Here is an 18,165-nt window from a genome sequence, read left to right as displayed (position 1 = left end):
GATTGAGATGCTGAAACTATGGATCTGCGCCAGCTCCGCTACTTCGTCGCGGTCGCGGAAGAGCGCCACTTCGGGCGGGCAGCCGAGCGGCTCCACATGGCACAGCCGCCGCTCTCGAAGGCGATCCGGCAGCTCGAGGATGAGCTCGGCGTCACTCTGTTCCACCGCACCACACGTCGGGTCGACCTCACCGACGCCGGCCGCGCCTACCTCGACCGGGTACGGGCGATTCTCACCGAGGTCGACCAGGCCGCCCACCACGCCCGCCGGGTCGCCGCCGGTTCGGTCGGTCACCTCACCCTTGGCTGCGTCGGCTCGGCGACGTACAGCCTGCTGCCGACGCTGTCGCGTCACCTCGCCACCGAACTGCCGGGCATCGACTTCTCCTTCCGCGGGGAGATGCTCGCCCCGGATCAGGTGGACGCGCTGCGCAGCGGCGCGATCGACGTGGCCCTGCTGCGCCCGCCCACGGCCGACCCGTCCCTCGCCGTCCACACCCTGCGCCAGGACCGCCTCGTGGTGGCACTCCCGGCCGAGCATCCACTCGCAGCGAAGACCCGGGTGAGCGCCGCCGACCTCGCCGGAATCGACCTGATCATGCACTCGGCGGGCCGCCACTCGGTGATGCACGATGTCGTGCTCGGTGTCCTGCGAGACGCCGGCGTCGAGCCGCACATCCGGCACGAGGTCGGGGAGACCTCGACGCTCATCACCCTCGTCGCCGGCGGCCTCGGAGTCGCGGTCGTGCCCGAGCCGGTGACCGCGCTCGCGCTCGACGGTGTCGTCTACCGGCCCCTGGTGCGCCCGACGGCGGCGATCGAACTGGCCGTCGCCCACCGCGCCGACCGCAACGAACCTCACCTGGCTCGCGCGGTTGAGGTCATTCGCCGGCTCTTTTGAGCGGCGGGCCCGTACGCCGTCAGCAGCTCACGAGCCTCCGGGCGGCACGGACCGTTGGTCCAGGTGGCGACGGCTTCGGCGTGCTCTCGTCCATGCCCGGCCAGCGGTGCGGGACCAGCAGCATCTCGCCCGCACCCGGAGTCGTGACTCGCTCCAATTCCTCGGCCACGGCCGGTCGTCGGCCTGCCCGCTCCGCTCGGCCTCGATGTACTGCCCGATCACCACCTCTGCTGCCTCCAGCCGGGCCACCTCGGCATCGACCTCCCACCCGGCTCTCCCCGGCGCCCACACCCGGCGCTCCGGAGCGAGCGTCCGACCGTCGGCCCGGCCGGCGCCGGGCTGGCGGTCGCACAGCGGCCGTCTCGGAACCACACTGGTCAGTGGGGCACCCCGTTGGACGCGTGTGACTACGACGGAAGGACAGACCCATGACCACGAACACGTCCCCCGGCCCCCTGCGGGTCCTGGTCTTCGGCGCGGCACTGCGGGCCGATTCGGCCAACGCCCGCCTCGCCTCCCTCGTGGCCCGGCTCATCTCCGACACCGGTGCCACCGTCGACCTCGCCGCCATGCGCGACTTCGACATGCCGCTGTACGACGGCGACGTGGAAGCCACCGAGGGGCTGCCGCCCGGCGCCCTCGCCCTTCGCGACCGGCTCGAACAGAGCGACGCCGTCGTCATCTCCTCGCCGGAGTACAACGCCTCCGTGCCGGGAGTGCTGAAGAACGCGATCGACTGGGTCTCGCGTGTCCGGCCGCAGCCGTTCAAGACCAAGCACGCGATGCTCGTCTCCGCCTCGCCGTCCCTGGTCGGCGGGAACCGCGGGCTGTGGGCCCTGAGGATTCCCCTGGAACACCTAGGTACCCGCGTCTACCCGGACATGTTCAGCCTGGCCGACAGCTACCAGGCCTTCACCGAGGACGGGACGCTGGCCGACCCGGGGCTTCAGCAACGTCTCACCGAGACCGTGTCGGGATTCCTCAGCCTCGTCGAAGCGGACGTGCGCTACGTCTGTCTGGAACGCCGGTGGTACGAGTTCCTGGGAGACCGCACCGAGGCGGCCATCACCCAACGCGCAGAGGCGTGACGCCGGGACACCACGAGGCGCTGCGACGGCTGAACGGCCAGCCCGGCGCGATCTTCCGGGACCGGGACGGCGAGGTCCTCAACACCTGGACGCTGGACATCCTCGACGGGCGGATCCAGACCATCCGCACGGTCAGCAACCCCGACAAGCTCGGGCACGTGGGCCCCGTGGCGGATGCCTGGGCGGTCCTGCGCGAAACACAGCGGGCACGCATCCCCGATACGGCACAGCCAACTCGCTTACGTATCACCTGACATCCGTGCAAAATCATGGGAGCGGCCAGTCGGCGATCACCGTCGGGGGGTGTCGGTCTTGCGGACAGTCCTGTCCTTCTGGGACGGCGGGGAAGGTCATCTGGCTCGGGTGGCCCATCTGGCCACACTCCTGCAGGAACGCGGCGACCACTGTCTGATCATCTCCAGCAGGGCGAAGGCCGCCCGGGTTCGTGCGCTCGCTCCTGAGGTCGATGTCGCCGAGGTGGACAACCGGCCGGGCGTGCGGCGGCCTTCAAAGCCCCTGCCGGTGTATTCGCACGCCTTCCGGCACGCGCAGCGGCGCCTCGCTCTGGGCTTCGACGACCAGGACTTCGTCACCGCCAACACGGGCCGCGTGCTTGAGGTTCTGCGAGCGTTCCGTCCCGATGTGGCGATCAACGACTACCACGACACCCTCCGGACCGCGGCGGACGCGGCCCGCGTTCCGGTCGTCTCCCTGGCGATGGCTCACGGTCTGCGTTCAGGGCCCTCGCTCGGTGCGTGGAAGCTGCACGAGTTGGGTGACCGTCCGGTTCCGGAGTGTCTGCGGAGCTTCAACCACAGCCGTGCGCAGTGGGATCTGCCTCCCTACCAGGACGAGCGGGAGACATTCGAGGGAGACCTCAATCTCATACCGAGCTGCCCCGCGCTGGACCCGCTCCGGCAGCGCACGAACGATGTCTACACAGGCCCCGTCATGACGGGGCCGACACCACGGAGCCGCCGACCGCGTCGTAAGCCGCTTGTCGTCTCCTACCTGGCGGAGGGGAACAACCGGCCGGAGTCGACCTACGCACGGGCACTCGCGGCGGTGGTGCGGGCCGAGCGCAACGTCGAGTTCGCCGTTCTGGGGGGCGCGCGGTACTCCCGGTACTTCCGTAGCGGTGACGCGTTCCTCGGCATGGTTCCGGCGCAGCGGTATCTGGCTCTGCTGGACGAGTCGGATCTGGTGATCACGCATGGGGGCACCACATTGGTGCACGCGTTGGAGCGGTCCGTTCCCGTGTTGTGTCTGCCCTGGACGTCGTCCGAGGCCGCCTGGGCGGTACGGGCCGAACAGCACGGTGCGGGAATGCTGTACCCCGCCTACCGCCGTCCGCTCGAATGGCGGATCGACGACGCCGTCCATCCGTCGACGGCGCTTGCCGGGCACTGGTCCTTGCAGATCACTGCGGCGGGACTGCTGAACAGCGTGCGGCGGATCCTGGAGGAGCCGGGGTACCGGCGCGCTGCGGCCGATTTGGGGGAGCAACTGTCGGCCGCCCGGCGCCGCTTCGATCTCGTCGACCTCGTGCGGAGCGCCGGCCGTTAGGACGTGTTGTCACAGGCCACTCGGTCGTCGGGCCGTGGGGAAACGGGGGTGTCTCGCGTGCTTCGTTTTCGTGGGGAATTGTCTGTTCTGGCAGGGCGGCTGCGGGAGCAGGCGCACCGTCCCGTCCCTGGAGCGGAGTCCTCGCTGGCCGAAATGCTGGGTGACCGGCTGCTGTTGGCAGTGCGTTCGCACAACACGCCTTCGACCCTCTACTACGTTCAGGCCGACGGCGAGACGTATGTGGTGAAGGTGGAGTTCGGGCGCGCGCAGACGATGCGGGACGAGGTCCAGTGGTACCGCGACGCGGCACGAAGAGGTCTGCCGAGACCTCTGTTCATCACCGGGCACAGTGGCCGGGGCCTGTCGTTCCTGCTGCTGAAGTGCTTCGGTGACGGCTCCACGGTGGACGATCTCGCACTGGCCGGCGCGTCGGCCGGTGAGCTCGGGCGTCACGTCGCGCGCGCCCTGGACAGCGACATCGAACTGTTCCACCTCACACAGCGTCACGTCGACCCGGCGCAGGTGCACCGGCTGGCTGAGCGGCGTCTTGCCCGGCGTCGTCGGCAGGCAGGGGCGTTCCCGTTTCTTCGGACGCTGTTGGACGCGGCTGTCGTCACGGTCAACGGGGAGGCGATGCCTGGCGTGGCACGGTGTCTGAGCCGCGTCTTCGAAGATCCGCGCCTGGTGGCCCACTTGACGCCCGACCGGGTCGGGGTGACGTTCGGAGACCTGCACTGTGGCAACATCCTCGTCGATGGCGGATCCACCGAGGTGGTCGATCCCCGGGGCGGCCCCCTGCTGCCGATCACCTATGACTACGGCAAGCTCGTGCAGTCCCTCGAAGGCGGGTACGGCGCTGTCATGGCGGGCCGGTACGTGCTGCGCCGGACAGGCGAAACGGAGTACGAGTTCACCACGGAGGACGTGCCGGGTTACACGGATCTCGGTGTGCTGCTGGCGGCGCGCTGCGACGAGCGCCTGTATCTGCAGTCCCTGTATCAGGCTGCACTGCACTTTGTGGCCATGCTGCCCCACCACGCCTCGGCGCAGGAGGAGACCACGGCTCTGTACCTGTGTGGCGTCTCGCTGTTCGACAAGTTGCTCGCGCAACTTGCGTAGTACAAAGTCGGACCGGAACTCCTCAGGCCTGTTCTTCGCGTTGCCGGAGTCGGTCCAGTGCGGTGCGGACCGCCCGGGTGTCGGGGTGGTTGTCTCCCAGCACCCGGGACCGGGCGGCCGCCGCACTCTCCAGCGCCGACACCGCTCCGGTGACATCACCCGCCTCCGCTCGCCACCGGCCCAGTTCCGCATGGCTGACGAGGGTGTGCGGATGCTCCGTGCCCAGCACACGCAGCCGGTCCGCCAGCACGGCCGCCAATCCTGTCAGGGCTGCCTCCAGGTCGCCGGCCTCCGCCTGCCAGCGGGCGAGCTCATGGCGGGTCGCGAGGGTGTCGGGGTGATCGGCGCCGAGGATACGGATCCGGTCCGGCAGCACGTCTTCGAGGCCCCGCACCGCCGCCTCGGGGTCTCCTCCGTGTCCGCTCCACCGCGCGACCTCGTGCCTCGTGGTGAGCGTATCCGGATGCTCCGGACCGAGGACCCTCAGCCGGTCGATGAGAAGCGCCTTGAACGCGGCAGCCGTGTCGATCGTTCCGTCGGCCTCTCCGCTCCAACGCGCCCGGTTCGCCCGGGTGTCGAGCACGTCCGGGTGATCGGGGCCGAGCACCTTGATCCGGTCGCGCAACAGGTCGCTGAACGCTGCGGCGGCGCCCCTGGCGTCCCCGGCCTTGCCCCGCCAGTACGCGAGGTTGCTCCGGGTGGCGAGGGTGTGCGGATGGTCGGCACCCAGGATCCGGGTCCGGTCGACGAGGAGCTGGTCGAGGGCTCGTGCCGCGCCCGCGCTGTCGCCCGCTTCCCCTCGCCAGTAGGCCACGTTGTTGCGGGTGTTGAGCGTATCGGGATGGTCCGGGCCGAGGACCCTGAGACGATCCTCCAGAAGAGCCTCCAGCGCCCGTGCCGCCCCCGCGGCGTCGCCGGCCTCTCCACGCCAGTAGCCGAGGTTGTTGCGGGCCTTGAGCGTGGCGGGATGATCGGCACCCAGCGCCCCGAGCATGTCCTCGAAGACCGCTTCGAGGCCTTGTGCCGCAGCGGTGGCGTCACCCGTCTCGCCGCGCCAGCGGGCAAGTGTCGCACGGCTCGCCAGGGTGTCGGGGTGCAGCCGGCCCAGTACGCGTTGTCGTGTGGCAAGAACCTCCTGTGTCGCGGTCAGCGCGCCACCCGCGTCTCCGGCGTGACCCCGCCATCGGGCCAGATCCTGCAGACTGGCCAAGGTACTGGGATGTTCCGTGCCGAGCAGTCGGGACTGTTCCGCCGCCACCTGCCGCAAGGTGCGCACGGCGGCTGCGGGATCTCCGGCGTGGCCCTGGGCCCGCCCGATCCTGGCCCGGGCCGCCAGCATCTCGGGATGGTCGGGGCCGAGGAGGCGTGAGGCGGATGCGGCCATCTCCGTCCAGTAGCCGATCGCCGCGGCCTGCAAGCCGGCGTCGAACAGGCTGTCACCGGCGCGGTACAGCAGGCGATACCGGTCCGACGTCCACAGATGGTCCCCCGCCGACCGCGACAGCGCGTCAGCATTGGCGCGCAGCACGGCCACCAGATCGGCGTCGAGATAGGTGTGGGCCGGCCAGATTTCGGCAAGAGCGTCTGCCGCCGCGTCCGCGGCCTGCGCGAGATCGCGCGGCTCGGCGGATTCCCGTACGGCGCGGGCGGTCACCGCGTGGACGCCCACGGCGCGCGGGCCGCCCGCCGAGTCGATGTGCAGCAGGCCGTACGAATGCAACGCCAGACATGCCTCCCAGACGTCGTCCGGAGACGGCGTCGAGACGGCTTCGCCGGCAGGGTTGGCTCGTGCCGCATGTGCCGCGGCCGCGTCGGTGTCCCACACCCGCACCGGATGACCCGCCGGATCGAGGTGGGCGGCCATCTGCATGACCTTACGGGCGGCGCCTTCGGGGGGCAGAGCGGCGGCGGCTTCCAGACCGAGCGTGAGCGTGATCGCCACGGGACGCCCGTAGGCCTCGGTGTCCGCCCACCCGGGCAGCAGTTCCGCCAGGGACGCCGACTGCTCCACATAGCGCTCAAGGTAGTCGGAGCAGGTGAAGCGCTGTTTGCGGATCAGGTAGGCGGCGGCGTGGGAGAGCGCCAGCGGCAACTGTCCGAGCGCCTCGGCGAGATCGTCGGCCGAGCCGTCCAGTAGATGGCCGAATCCTGCGGAGGACAGCCTCTGACGCAGATAGGCCGCCGACTCCTCCGGCCGGAACGTCCTCACGTCGATCACGCTCCTGCCTCCGCCGCTCAGCGCGGGATGCTTGCGCCGGGTCGTGGCGACCACGTGCCCGCTGCCGCCGGGCCCGCGCGGCCACAGGTCGTCCACGTCGTGCAGGTCGGCGATGTCGTCGAGAACGACGAGCCACGATTTCGTGCCGGCGGTCAGCCAGGACAGCAGGACTTCGGCGTCGTGCACCACATCGTCCCCCGTGGTGCCAGGGATCGCCAGGCGACGTGCCGCCTCCGCGTAGGTCAGCTGGATGGTCTCGCGCGCTACGGCGGTCACCCAGATGACGACGTCCCTCCTGTCGCCCTGCGGATCGAGCGCCCGATAGGCGAAGGAGGCGGCGAGCTGGGACTTACCGGTGCCGCCTCCCCCGACCAGCACCTGGGTCGGTACCACGCCGGTGGCCGTCGATGGCCCGGAGACCAACTGGTCACGTAACCGGGCACGGGGCTGGAACGCCGAAGCCAGAGCCGGAAGAGCGCCGATGACGACGGGCCAGGGGTCCGCGGGCGAGGGAACGCCGTGAATGTTGATCTGGGTGTTCCCGCCGGAGCTGTTCACCTGGGAACCGTGGGCGATGTCCGCGCTGAAGGCATGCGCCGCGGAGGCCGGCGGACCGGGGGCCGATGCCGCGCGGTCACCGTCGGAGGAACCCGGGCGGGCCCTGCTCGTTCCAGACGTCATGCTCGTCGAGCCTTCGACACTCGGTTGTCCGTGGTACCGCTGCCGGTTTCGCGTTTCCCGGCGTGCGCCGGGGCGGCAACGCTACTCGCCGGTGAGCGCGAGCCACAAGGGCACGCGGAGGCGCACGGCAACTCGACAGCGGCAACTTTCCCGATCCGCATACCTCACCCCCGGGCTCGATCCCGATACCATGGCGCCCGGGACTTGGCGTTGCGTCAACCGGGGGGCCGACATGGAACTTGAAGCGGCGTCAGTGGTGGTCGGAGCGCTCGCGGCCGGAGGCGCTCAAGGGCTTCAGGATGCGGCGAGTGCGGCGGTGCGGGACGCCTACACCCGGCTGCGTGACCTGGTGGCGGGGCGGTTCCGGGGGCACCGACGGGCGGAGGCGGTGCTCGACGACTATGTCTCGGATCCCGAGACGTGGCGCACGCCGCTCGAAGTCTTCCTGCGGGAGACCGGAGCGGTGAGCGACCCAGCGGTTCTGGAAGCCGCGCAGCAGCTCATGGCGCTGCTCGATCCGGCAGGCACCGCAAAGGGTCAGTACACCGTCAACATCCACGACTCGTCGGGCCTTCAGGTGAACCAGCAGGGCGGAAACGTGCAGGTGAACACCTTTAACGGCTGACGGCCGACGATGGGCGGCACGGTGGCCGTCGTGGGTGCCGGCCTGTCGGGTGCGGCGGCGGCATGGCTCTTGACGCGGCGGGGGTTCACGGTCGAGGTCTATGAAGAGGCGCACGTGGTGGGTGGTCATGTGCGCACGGAGTGGTTCCGGGGTATCCCCTACGAGCCCCATGGGGCGCATGTCTTCCACACCAACCACCGTCGCGTGTGGGACATCGTGTCGCGCGCCGTCGAATTCGCTCCGTATCGGCATCGTGTTCTCACCCGGCTTCGCGGTCACCTGGTCTCCTGGCCACCGCAGAAGGCCGAGCTGTGCGCCCTGGCGGATTTCGCCGATGTCGCGCGGGAGCTGGCGAATCGTCCCGGCACCGTGGACGCGTCCGACTTCGAGTCGTACTGCATCTCCGTGCTCGGACCGACGCTGTACGCCGAGAGTGTTCGCGACTACACCGAAAAGCAGTGGGGGCGACATCCTCGTACCCTCTCGGCAGCCGTTGCCAAGGGGCGCGTGGAACTTCGGGACGACGGTTGCGTCGACTTCTTTCGGGACCCCTACCAGGGTTGGCCGCGCCGGGGGTACGGGGAACTCGTCGAGGCACTGCTCGGCCCGGCGGTCGTGCACCTCGGATGCAAAATCACCGTCGCCGATCTTCCGGAGATGACACGCGCGGGCCAACCGGTCATCGTCACCTCGGCGTTGGACGACTTCCTCGGCGAACCCGGCGCTCTTCAGTGGCGAGGGGTGCGGCTGCAACCGGTGTACATGCCCGAGACCACCCTGGCGCAGGGCGCGATGGTCATCAACGAACCCGCCGCAGCCGTCCCATGGACACGGTCCATAGAGACGAAGTGGGCGCTTGGGGAACTGCACGACCGACCGGGCACCGTCGTGCTGCGGGAATATCCAGGTGCGCGGGCCAAACACTATCCGGTGCTCGACTCGGCGGGCGAGAACCGGCGGACGCAGCGGGAGCTGGAACATCGGCTGCGCGGCCTGTCCAGGAACCCGATCCATCCAGCCGGCCGGTTGGCCACCTACTCCTACATCAACATGGATGCCGCCATTCTCAGCGGATTGCGGGTCGCGGAGAAGATCGCAGCCCGGGAAACCGGCTAGAAGAGCGCTTTGACCCGCCGCCAAGGGCGAAACCGGCTGACTGGCGGTTGTCACCGCCGATCGGTTCCCACCTGCGGCAACGGGTCGAGAAGCACACCGGGGTTCAGGATCCCCGCCGGGTCGAGTGCCCCCTTCGCGGCACGAAGTGCGAGGGCGAACGGCTCTGGACGCTGGCGGTCGTAGCCCGGCCGGTGGTCACGGCCGACCGCGTGATGGTGGGTGACGGTCGCACCGAGGTTGCCAAGGATCTCCATCGCGGCTGTCTTGATCCGGTCCCACATCGCGACTTCCTCACCGCGCCGCCCTGGTGCGATGACGGTGAAGTACGGCGCGGGCCCGTCCGGATAGACATGGGTGAAGCGGCAGTTGATCGTGCCCTGGTGGCCCGTCACCTCTTTGACGACGTCGGCCAGTTGCCCGCGCACCGACTCGTACAACTGCGGGACACGGTCCCAGGTGCAGGCTGTTTCGAACGTCTCGGTGACCACACTCATGCGGGCGAGCGCGTCACGGAGATACGGCATTCTCAGGAACGCCGAACGCCACGTGTGCGCGGCGGTGTCCGCGGAGCCCGGCACCGTCGGCGCGGGCGAGCCACCATGGTCGCGGGCCAGGGTGACGAGTTCGGTCAGGCGTCCCTCGACAGGGACATGGGCCGATTCCACGCCGAGGACGAGCGCACTGTGGCTGTCCCGTGCGACACCGGCCAGGGCGGCCTCCCCGGGGTCGAGCAACCGGCAGTTGGCCGGGTGCAGACCCGACTGCGCGACGGCCCGTACGGCGTCCATGGCCTGGTGGACGTCGTCGAACAGCACCGTGGCCGACGCCTTGTGACGCGGACGCTCCTGCAGCCGCATCCAGGCCTCGGTGATGACGCCGAGCGTGCCCTCGGAGCCCAGGAACAGCCGGTCGGGGGACGGACCGGCTCCCGAACCGGGCAGGCGCAGCGACTGATTGACCCCGACGGGCGTCACCACGCGCAGCGACTCGACGAGGTCGTCGATGTGGGTGTACAGCGTGGCGTAGTGGCCGCCGGCCCGTGTCGCGAGCCAGCCACCCAGGGTGGAGAACTCAAAGCTCTGCGGGAAGTGGCGCAAGGTGAGTCCGTGCGGCCGCAGTTGGGCCTCCAGACCGGGGCCGAGGGCGCCGGCCTGGATCCGGGCGGCCCGGCTGACCCGGTCGATCTCCAGCACCTGGTCGAGGCGGGAGAGATCCAGGGACACCACACCGCGATGCCGGTCCGCGCGGTACTCGACGCCGCCGACGACCGAACTTCCCGCACCGTAGGGGACGACGGCCACGTGCGCGTTCGCCGCCCAGTCGAGGACGTCGACGACCTCCTGCTCGCTTCGGGGACGGCCGACCAGGTCGGGCGCTGCGGCGAGGTCGCCGTTCAGGGCGCGGAACACATCCCGGTAGGCCTTGCCGTATGTGTGCGAGGCCCGGTCCCGGGCAGTGGACGACATCACGGGGGCGAGTGCGCGGGGCGGGTCGATGCGCACCTTCGGGAGTGCGAGGGCGGAGACGTCGGGCACGGGCAGGGGGCTCTGTGCCGCACCGGGGACCAGGGCTCCGAGGGCGATGCAGTCCGCATCCGGCAGTGCCTGGTCCGCGGCGCCCCAGCCCCACCAGGAGCGGAGCGGGGACGAGTCATGGGTGGACGCGGGTGGTGCGCTTCGGTCGGCCATATGAATTGACCCCTCAGTAATTTACCGTTCGGTAATTTCCGTAACGTATAGTCCGCGCATGACGACTGCAAGGGCCTCGGCCGCGCCGGATCCGGTCGGCAGTTCGGAACGGGGCCGAGGCAGAAGCCGCGGCGCCGGGACCAAGGGCGTCCCGCGCGCCCGGCGGGAGGAGCAGATCCTCGGCGCGGCCCTTGAGGAGTTCGGACGGCACGGACACGGCGCGGCGTCGATGGCCGAGATCGCCCGCCGCGTGGGCGTCACCAAGCCGATGCTCTACACCTACTTCGGCTCCAAGGACGGCCTGCATGTGGCCTGCCTCGACCACATCGGCCCGCTTCTCCTCGCGGCGATGCGCGAAGCCGTTGCGGCGAGCCCGTCGAAGGACCGGCTCCCCGTCACCGTACTCACAGCGGTCTTCGAGGCTCTGGAAGAGCGGCGGCACGCATGGTTCGTCCTCTACGACCGGACGCTGCCGCACGATTCCGAACCATGGCGCGCAGCCCGGCGTCACCGTGCGGCCATCGACGAACTGGCGATCTCGGGCACTGCCGCGCTGCTGCACGACCAGGGCAACGTCGACCCCCTGGACGCGGACGCCCTCAAGCATGTGTGGACGGGTACGGTCAGCGCGCTGGTCGGCTGGTGGGTCTCCCACCCCGAGCTGTCGGCACAGGACATGGGCGCGCGCTGCGAACGGCTGCTCTCCGCCATCCGGAACCACGTCTGAGGCAGCCCCCCGAGCGGTTGATGTCCGGCGTGGCCGGGAGACATCTCGTTTGACATCCGACGCCTCCCGACAGCAATGTATCTGCGTGACGCAGATAATGTGTCGCGAAGATGCAGGCGGCGGCATCGAAAGGCCCATCCCCTCGCCGCCTCCCGAACATCCTGAAAGGACTGGTCGACATGACCGTTCTCGTCACCGGAAGCCGCGGCGCCGTCGCCCAGGCCCTCATCCGTCTGCTGCGCGAGCGCGGACTTCCCGTCCGGGCCGCCTCCAGCACACCGGACGGCCCGGACGTCGTTCACTGCGACCTGAGCGACCCGTCCACCTTCGCCACCGCCCTCAAAGGCACGACCTCCGTCTTCCTCTATGCCGAGCCGTCGCGGATCGGCGAGTTCACCGAGGAGGCCACGGCCGCGGGCGTCGAGCACGTCGTACTGCTGTCCTCCTCCACCGTGCTCGCCCCGGACGCCGAGAACAGCCCGGTCGCCAAGTCCCACCTCGACGTGGAGAAGGCGCTCGACGCCTCCTGCCTGCACACGACCGCGCTGCGTCCCGGAACGTTCGCGGGCAACGCGCTCGCCTGGAGCCGGAACCTGCGGTCGGGGCGGCCGATCAGCCTGCCCTGTCCCGGTTCCCACAGCGACCCGATTCACGAGGCCGACATCGCCGAGTCCGCCCTCGCCGTACTCACCGAACCCGCCCTGGGCGGACGCCCGTACACCCTGACCGGCCCGGAATCCCTCACCTTCACCGAGCAGATCGGCATCCTGAGCCGGGTGACGGGCCGCTCCGTCCCCGTGCGGGCAGTGACCCGTGAGGAGTGGAAGCAGGAGACCGCCGGGTACATCCCGGCCGCGTTCGCCGACTCGCTGATGGACTGGTGGCAGTCCACCGACGGCCGCCCGATCGAACTCACCGCGGCCGTGGAGCAGTTGACCGGACATGAGGCCCGAACGTTCGAGACCTGGGCACGGGACCACGTCGGCGACTTCAGGGCGTAGCCGGAAGAGACGTCAGGGCGTAACCGGAAGAGATGCCCTTCCCCCTCCTCGCTGCCCCTGCTCACACGGGGCCGACAGGACCCTGGTCCTGCACCGTCTCCGAGGCCGGTTCCACAGGGGACGTCGTGGCCGGGCTCGGCCCTGACAGGGTGCGGCGCCGGCCGATCCAGGCGGCGACCGGTTCGGTGTAGCGGGCGGTGAGCGGGCCCAGAACCACGAGAATCAGCACGTAGGCGGTGGCGAGCGGGCCGAGGCGGGGTTCGATGCCGGCGGTGACGGCGAGTCCGGCGATGACGATGGAGAACTCGCCACGGGCGACCAGGGTGCCGCCCGCGCGCCAACGGCCCTTGGCCGAGATTCCGGCTCGCTTGGCCGCCCAGTAGCCGGTGGCGATCTTCGTCAGACCGGTGACGACGGCCAGCAGGAGGGCGGGCAGCAGGACCGGCGGGATCTCGGCGGGGTCGGTGTGCAGCCCGAAGAAGACGAAGAACACGGCGGCAAACAGGTCCCGCAGCGGTGCCAGCAGGTTGTGGGCGCCCTCGGCGACCTCGCCGGACAGGGCGATACCGACGAGGAAGGCACCGACGGCGGCGGAGACCTGGAGCTGCTGGGCGAGTCCGGCGACGAGGAGGGTGAGGCCGAGCACGACCAGCAGGAGCTTTTCGGGGTCGTCGCTGGAGACGAAGCGGGAGATGTGGCGTCCGTAGCGCACCGCGGTGAGCAGGACGAGTCCGGCGACACCGAGGGCAACGGCCAGCGTGAGGCTGCCCGCCGCGAGTCCGGCCCCGGCGAGCAGGGCGGTGATGATGGGCAGGTAGACGGCCATGGAGAGGTCTTCGAGGACCAGGATGCTGAGGATGACCGGGGTTTCACGGTTGCCGAGGCGTCCGAGGTCGCCCAGGACCTTGGCGATGACGCCGGAGGAGGAGATCCAGGTGACACCGGCCAGTACGACGGCGGCGACCGGACCCCAGCCGAGCAGCAGCGCCATGGCGGCGCCGGGCAGGGCGTTGAGCGCGGCGTCGACGAGGCCGGCCGGGTACTGCGTCCTGAGGTTGGAGACCAGGTCGCTGGCGGTGTACTCCAGGCCGAGCATGAGCAGCAGCAGGATCACGCCGATCTCGGCGCCGATCGCGACGAACTCCTCGCTGGTGCCCAGCGGGAGCAGACCGCCCTCGCCGAAGGCGAGCCCGGCCAGCAGGTAGAGGGGGATGGGAGAGAACCGCAGGCGCCCGGCGAGCCGGCCGAGCAGCCCCAACGCCAGGATGATCGTACCGAACTCGATCAGGAAGACGGCGGAGGAGTGCACGCGCCTCAGTCCCGTCCGAGTATCGCGGCGGCTGCCTGCACACCCTCGCGGGTGCCGATCACGATCAGGGTGTCCCCGCCGGCCAGCCGGAAGTCCGGCGCCGGCGAGGGGATCGCCTGTGCCCGCCTCAGCACGGCCACGAGGGAGGCGCCGGTCTCGGTACGCATCCGGGTCTCGCCGAGGACACGCCCGTTCCAGTAGGAGGCCGCCGACAGCTCGATCCGCTCCGCGACCAGCCCCAGGTCGGTCGTGGACAACAGGTTGGGGCTGTGATGGGCCGGTGCCAGCGCGTTGATCAGCGAGGCCGCCTCCGGCTCGGTCAGATGCAGCGACTGCGCGCACGCGTCCGGGTCGTCGACCCGGTAGACGTTCACCGTTCGGGTCCCGTCACGATGCGCGATCACCGACACCTGGCGGTGCTCCCGCGTCGTGAGGTCGTACTGGACACCGATTCCCGGCAGCGGCGTGGTGCTCATCCGCGGAGCAGGCACAACCTCTCCCTCCCTGTTCGTCGCGATGGTGGTGCGTCCGCCGCGGATCACTGGTGGTCCGGTGCGGCGAGGGGTCATGTTGCCAGGTGCGAACAGGCCGGGGACATGGGTGTCAGCACGGATGGACGCGAGCTGCCGGCAGCGGTCAGAGTGGGGCGGGGCATTGGGTCCCGCCGCAGGCCAGAGCCCTGATACGGGCCGGTCGGCGGCGGTACGAGACAGTGGAGGTGAGGACCACCGGAAAGGAGCGCACGATCATGACGTTGTACTGGAGGATCTTCCTCCTCAACGCCGCGGTGCTCGTCGTCGCGGTCCTGCTGCTCCTGGGCCCGGTCACCGTCTCCACCCCGGTGCTGTTCGGCGAGGCACTGGTTCTGATCGCCGGGCTGGTGGTGATGCTGATCGCGAACGCCGTCCTGCTGCGACTCGGACTCGCACCTCTTGCCCGCCTGAACCGGGCGATGGCCACCGCCGATCTCCTCAGGCCCGGCAACCGCGCGACCGTCACCGGACCCGGCGACGTCGCCGAGCTCACCAAGACCTTCAACGCCATGCTCGCCCGGCTGGAGTCCGAGCGGGCCACCAGCTCCGGCCGGGCCCTGTCCGCACAGGAGGCCGAGCGCAAGCGCCTCGCCCAGGAACTCCACGACGAGGTCGGACAGACCCTCACCGCCGTCCTGCTCCAACTCAAGCACGCGGCCGACCACGCCCCGCAGAGCGTGCGCGCCGACCTTCACCAGGCCCAGGAGACCACCCGGGCCGGGCTGGACGAGATCCGTCGCATCGCCCGCCGGCTGCGCCCCGGTGTGCTGGAGGAACTCGGTCTGCACTCCGCGCTGCGCGCCCTGACGACCGAGTTCACCACCCCTCGTACGAGCGCAACCGCCTACATCTCCCCCGGTCTGTCACCGCTCGACCCGGCCACCGAACTCGTCCTCTACCGCATCGCCCAGGAAGGGCTCACCAACACCGCTCGCCATGCCCGTGCCACGCGCGTGGAGGTCCATCTGAGCCCTCTGCCGGACGCCGGGGTGGCACTCCTGGTCCGCGACAACGGTACGGGCATCGGGAAGGCGCCCGAAGGCGCCGGCATCAGCGGGATGCGGGAGCGCGCCCTGCTCATCGGCGCCGACCTCGACATCGGCCAAGGCCCTCGGGGCGGGACCGAGATACGCCTCCAAGTGACCGGCAACACAGCTGACGACCGCATCCAGGAGCACGTGCGATGACTGCACCGGCCCGCATCCTGCTCGCCGACGACCACGCCCTGGTCCGCGGGGGCGTCCGCCTCATCCTCGATGCCCAGCCCGATCTGACCGTCGTGGCCGAAGCCGCCGACGGCGCCGAGGCCGTCGCCCGGGCCCGGGCCACCGCCATCGACCTGGCCATCCTCGACATCGCCATGCCGCGCCAGACCGGTCTGCAGGCCGCCCGTGAACTTTCCCGGATCCTCCCCGACCTGCGCATCCTGATGCTGACCATGTACGACAACGAGCAGTACTTCTTCGAAGCGCTCAAGGCGGGGGCCTCCGGATATGTACCGAAGTCCGTCGCCGACCGAGACCTCGTCGAAGCCTGCCGTGCGGCCCTGCGGGACGAGCCGTTCATCTACCCCGGCGCCGAGTCCGCCCTCATCCGCACCTACCTCGACCGTGCCAGAAGCGGCGACCGGCTCCCCGCGCGCCCCATCACCGAGCGCGAGGAGGAGATCCTCAAACTCGTCGCCGAGGGACACTCGTCCAAGGAGATCGCCCAACTCCTCGTGATCAGCGTCAAGACAGTGGAACGGCACCGCGCCAACCTCCTCCAGAAACTCGGCATGCGCGACCGCCTGGAACTCACCCGCTACGCGATCCGCGTCGGCCTCATCGAGCCCTAGAAGCGACCCACATGTTGATACCGCTCGCCCTGCTCACCGTGCTCTTCGCACTCGCCCTGCGATACACGCTCAGGGCAGCCCGCCTGCCGGACATCCCGCCCTGGCGCAGGTTTCTGCCCCTGGCCCTTCTCTTGGTCGCGGCCGGAGCCAGCCTGCTGCGCGCCGTCGAGGTCCTCGAACCCGCCCGCCTGATCGCCTTCCCCTGCAACATCGCCGCCATCGCCCTGGCCGGACGAGAGATCCGCGAGCACCGCGCCCGCGCCTCCGCAGCGCACTGAACCGCCGGCGGGCTACAGGTCGTTGCCCGCGTACGACAGGTTGAAGCTCTTGTTGGTCAGGGGGAAGTCCGGAACGATCGTGTCCGCCAACGCGACCGGTAGCGCGGGCCAGTTGAAGAAGGACGGGTCGACCGGCTTGACCCGGGCAAGGGTGGCGTCCGGGGCGAGTTCGACCCGGGTGGCGATGGTGCCGCGCCAGCCCTCGACCAGGCCCACTCCGGTGCCGGGGCCCGCACCGGGTGGCGGCTGGGCGGCGAGCACCGCCCTGGGGGCGGTCAGTCCGTCGGCGAACTGCTCGATCAGGGCAAGAGAGGTCTCGATCTCCTCGGCGCGGACGAGGAAGCGGGCCAGGACGTCACCGCCGTCGTGGACGGGTACGCCGAACTGCGTGCCGTAAGCGGTGAAGGGGTGCGCCACGCGGGTGTCGTCGGCGATGCCGCTGGCCCGGGCGACGTAGCCGAGGCAGCCGATCTCACGGGCGGCGGCGGTGTGCAGGATGGCCGTTCCGGTGAAGCGGTCGCGGACGGTGGAGTGGCCGAGGGCGAGGTCGGCGATCTCCCGGATGTCCGTGCCGATCGCCTTCAGCCGGGCTGGATCGGGCAGGGCGAGCAGGGCCGCACCGCCGGGTACGACACCGCCGCGCAGCAACCGGTGGCCGGTGATCTCCCGGTTGAGGCGCAGGAGTTGTTCGCGCACTCGCTGGGCATGGGCGTTGAGGATGCCGTGGCCGACGTCGTTGCAGAGCATGCCGAGGTCGGCGACGTGGTTGTGGACGCGCTCCAGCTCCAGGAGCATCGCGCGGGCGCGCTGTGCCGCGTCCGGCACCTCGGTGCCGGTGGCTTCTTCGACGGCGAGGCAGTAGGCGAGCGAGTGGCCGACTGCCGTGTCGCCGCTGATGCGCTCGGCCAGCGGGAGCCCGGCGGCGATCGACCGGCCTTGGAAGAGTTTCTCGATGCCCTTGTGGACGAACCAGAGGCGGGCCTTGAGCTTGAGGATGGTCTCGCCGACGACGGAGAAGCGGAAGTGGCCGGGCTCGATCAGGCCGGCGTGCACGGGACCGACGGGGATGTCGTACACACCGTCGCCTTCGACCTCCAGGAAAGGGTACGGCCCCTCCTGTTCGCTGAAGGTCGGTGCCGGTCCGGCGTCGGGACGCATGGGGTACCAGCCGCGCGGCCAGTGGAAGTGGCGGACGAGACGGCGGGGCAGTGGATGGTCGAGGGGGACGATGCCGAACAGGTCGCGCATCTCGCGCTCGAAGCGGCCTGCGGGGAAGGAGAGCGGGGCAAGCGTCGGGACTTCGGGGTGGTCGGGGTGGAGGCGGACGTGGAGTTCGGTGCGGGTGTCGGGCGGGCCGGAGGTGAACAGATACACCACGCGTGGCCCGGTCTCGTCGATGTGCGCGGCGACCAGGGCGAGTCGGTGGTTCTTGCTGAGCAGCTCCTCGGCGTGCCGGGGCAGTGCGGAGGGGCTCACTTG

At 70.1% G+C, this 18,165-nt stretch carries 16 protein-coding genes and 2 pseudogenes; 13 read left to right on the top strand and 5 right to left on the bottom strand.

What is annotated here, in order from left to right; genetic code table 11:
- Positions 1–18 precede the first annotated feature (18 nt).
- The 5 genes and pseudogenes from AB0I54_RS13105 to AB0I54_RS13085 all read left to right on the top strand — a co-directional run bounded on the left by AB0I54_RS13105 (position 19) and on the right by AB0I54_RS13085 (position 4,673).
- Entirely contained in the window at positions 19–900 is an 882-nt protein-coding gene (locus AB0I54_RS13105) for a LysR family transcriptional regulator (protein ID WP_363296027.1), read from the top strand.
- A 428-nt stretch (positions 901–1,328) separates the two neighbouring features.
- The gene (locus AB0I54_RS13100) at positions 1,329–1,988 is read left to right on the top strand and encodes an NAD(P)H-dependent oxidoreductase (protein WP_363296026.1); all 660 of its coding nucleotides are present in this window, start codon (positions 1,329–1,331) and stop codon (positions 1,986–1,988) included.
- A 26-nt stretch (positions 1,989–2,014) separates the two neighbouring features.
- Positions 2,015–2,242 (top strand): annotated as a pseudogene (locus AB0I54_RS13095) (hypothetical protein); the annotation flags it as partial.
- 58 nt (positions 2,243–2,300) lie between these two features.
- Entirely contained in the window at positions 2,301–3,554 is a 1,254-nt protein-coding gene (locus AB0I54_RS13090; RefSeq protein WP_363296025.1) for a hypothetical protein, read from the top strand.
- A 48-nt stretch (positions 3,555–3,602) separates the two neighbouring features.
- The gene (locus AB0I54_RS13085; RefSeq protein ID WP_363296024.1) at positions 3,603–4,673 is read left to right on the top strand and encodes a phosphotransferase; all 1,071 of its coding nucleotides are present in this window, start codon (positions 3,603–3,605) and stop codon (positions 4,671–4,673) included.
- A 22-nt stretch (positions 4,674–4,695) separates the two neighbouring features.
- On the opposite strand, the gene AB0I54_RS13080 is transcribed toward AB0I54_RS13085, so the two are convergent.
- Positions 4,696–7,572, bottom strand: coding sequence for a tetratricopeptide repeat protein (locus AB0I54_RS13080; RefSeq protein WP_363296023.1), 2,877 nt, complete (start codon positions 7,570–7,572; stop codon positions 4,696–4,698).
- A gap of 232 nt (positions 7,573–7,804) precedes the next feature.
- Here AB0I54_RS13080 and AB0I54_RS13075 point away from each other — a divergent pair, with 232 nt between their 5' ends.
- The 3 genes and pseudogenes from AB0I54_RS13075 to AB0I54_RS13065 all read left to right on the top strand — a co-directional run bounded on the left by AB0I54_RS13075 (position 7,805) and on the right by AB0I54_RS13065 (position 9,313).
- On the top strand, positions 7,805–8,197 hold the full coding sequence (locus tag AB0I54_RS13075) for a hypothetical protein (protein WP_363296022.1): 393 nt from the start codon (positions 7,805–7,807) through the stop codon (positions 8,195–8,197).
- Positions 8,198–8,209: 12 nt separating this feature from the next.
- Positions 8,210–8,476 (top strand): annotated as a pseudogene (locus AB0I54_RS13070) (FAD-dependent oxidoreductase); the annotation flags it as partial.
- 90 nt (positions 8,477–8,566) lie between these two features.
- Entirely contained in the window at positions 8,567–9,313 is a 747-nt protein-coding gene (locus AB0I54_RS13065) for a UDP-galactopyranose mutase (protein WP_363296085.1), read from the top strand.
- Positions 9,314–9,363: 50 nt separating this feature from the next.
- Here AB0I54_RS13065 and AB0I54_RS13060 read toward each other — a convergent pair whose 3' ends face one another.
- Positions 9,364–11,001, bottom strand: coding sequence for an FAD-binding oxidoreductase (locus AB0I54_RS13060; protein ID WP_363296021.1), 1,638 nt, complete (start codon positions 10,999–11,001; stop codon positions 9,364–9,366).
- Positions 11,002–11,059: 58 nt separating this feature from the next.
- Between AB0I54_RS13060 and AB0I54_RS13055 the strand changes: the two genes are divergently transcribed.
- Complete coding sequence (locus tag AB0I54_RS13055; RefSeq protein WP_363296020.1) at positions 11,060–11,728, top strand: TetR/AcrR family transcriptional regulator; 669 nt, start codon at positions 11,060–11,062, stop codon at positions 11,726–11,728.
- A 179-nt stretch (positions 11,729–11,907) separates the two neighbouring features.
- Positions 11,908–12,729: an NAD(P)H-binding protein gene (locus tag AB0I54_RS13050; RefSeq protein ID WP_363296019.1), complete on the top strand. Its 822-nt coding sequence runs from the start codon at positions 11,908–11,910 to the stop codon at positions 12,727–12,729.
- Positions 12,730–12,790: 61 nt separating this feature from the next.
- Here the strand turns inward: AB0I54_RS13050 and AB0I54_RS13045 are convergent, their stop codons facing one another.
- Together AB0I54_RS13045 and AB0I54_RS13040 are read right to left on the bottom strand one after the other, a co-directional pair.
- Positions 12,791–14,038 carry a cation:proton antiporter gene (locus tag AB0I54_RS13045; RefSeq protein WP_363296018.1) on the bottom strand — a complete coding sequence of 416 codons (1,248 nt, stop codon included), beginning with the start codon at positions 14,036–14,038 and terminating at the stop codon, positions 12,791–12,793.
- Between the two features lie 5 nt (positions 14,039–14,043).
- A complete protein-coding gene (locus tag AB0I54_RS13040) occupies positions 14,044–14,514 on the bottom strand; it encodes a TrkA C-terminal domain-containing protein (RefSeq protein WP_363296017.1) in 471 nt (156 codons plus the stop codon).
- Between the two features lie 272 nt (positions 14,515–14,786).
- On the opposite strand from AB0I54_RS13040, the gene AB0I54_RS13035 reads away from it, so the two are divergent.
- From AB0I54_RS13035 to AB0I54_RS13025, 3 genes are read left to right on the top strand one after another with little or no spacing between them, the layout of a single operon-like run.
- Positions 14,787–15,758: a HAMP domain-containing sensor histidine kinase gene (locus AB0I54_RS13035; RefSeq protein ID WP_363296016.1), complete on the top strand. Its 972-nt coding sequence runs from the start codon at positions 14,787–14,789 to the stop codon at positions 15,756–15,758.
- Entirely contained in the window at positions 15,755–16,408 is a 654-nt protein-coding gene (locus AB0I54_RS13030) for a response regulator transcription factor (RefSeq protein ID WP_363296015.1), read from the top strand. The genes AB0I54_RS13035 and AB0I54_RS13030 overlap by 4 nt, the downstream gene beginning before the upstream one ends.
- An 11-nt stretch (positions 16,409–16,419) precedes the next feature.
- Positions 16,420–16,686: a hypothetical protein gene (locus AB0I54_RS13025; RefSeq protein WP_363296014.1), complete on the top strand. Its 267-nt coding sequence runs from the start codon at positions 16,420–16,422 to the stop codon at positions 16,684–16,686.
- Between the two features lie 12 nt (positions 16,687–16,698).
- Here AB0I54_RS13025 and AB0I54_RS13020 read toward each other — a convergent pair whose 3' ends face one another.
- On the bottom strand, positions 16,699–18,162 hold the full coding sequence (locus AB0I54_RS13020; protein WP_363296013.1) for an NADH-quinone oxidoreductase subunit C: 1,464 nt from the start codon (positions 18,160–18,162) through the stop codon (positions 16,699–16,701).
- Positions 18,163–18,165 lie beyond the last annotated feature (3 nt).

Source organism: Streptomyces sp. NPDC050625 (assembly GCF_040654755.1).
Taxonomy (GTDB): Bacteria; Actinomycetota; Actinomycetes; order Streptomycetales; family Streptomycetaceae; genus Streptomyces.
The sequence above is the reverse complement of the archived record's forward strand: the minus strand, read 5'-3'. Positions and strand labels throughout refer to the sequence as shown.

Bases quoted from the DNA above. Each gene is read 5' to 3' on its own strand.
- AB0I54_RS13105 (WP_363296027.1), top strand. From the start codon at position 19: ATGGATCTGCGCCAGCTCCGCTACTTCGTCGCGGTCGCGGAAGAGCGC.
- AB0I54_RS13100 (WP_363296026.1), top strand. From the start codon at position 1,329: ATGACCACGAACACGTCCCCCGGCCCCCTGCGGGTCCTGGTCTTCGGC.
- AB0I54_RS13080 (WP_363296023.1), bottom strand. From the start codon at position 7,572: ATGACGTCTGGAACGAGCAGGGCCCGCCCGGGTTCCTCCGACGGTGAC.
- AB0I54_RS13075 (WP_363296022.1), top strand. From the start codon at position 7,805: ATGGAACTTGAAGCGGCGTCAGTGGTGGTCGGAGCGCTCGCGGCCGGA.
- AB0I54_RS13060 (WP_363296021.1), bottom strand. From the start codon at position 11,001: ATGGCCGACCGAAGCGCACCACCCGCGTCCACCCATGACTCGTCCCCG.
- AB0I54_RS13055 (WP_363296020.1), top strand. From the start codon at position 11,060: ATGACGACTGCAAGGGCCTCGGCCGCGCCGGATCCGGTCGGCAGTTCG.
- AB0I54_RS13050 (WP_363296019.1), top strand. From the start codon at position 11,908: ATGACCGTTCTCGTCACCGGAAGCCGCGGCGCCGTCGCCCAGGCCCTC.
- AB0I54_RS13040 (WP_363296017.1), bottom strand. From the start codon at position 14,514: ATGAGCACCACGCCGCTGCCGGGAATCGGTGTCCAGTACGACCTCACG.
- AB0I54_RS13035 (WP_363296016.1), top strand. From the start codon at position 14,787: ATGACGTTGTACTGGAGGATCTTCCTCCTCAACGCCGCGGTGCTCGTC.
- AB0I54_RS13030 (WP_363296015.1), top strand. From the start codon at position 15,755: ATGACTGCACCGGCCCGCATCCTGCTCGCCGACGACCACGCCCTGGTC.
- AB0I54_RS13025 (WP_363296014.1), top strand. From the start codon at position 16,420: ATGTTGATACCGCTCGCCCTGCTCACCGTGCTCTTCGCACTCGCCCTG.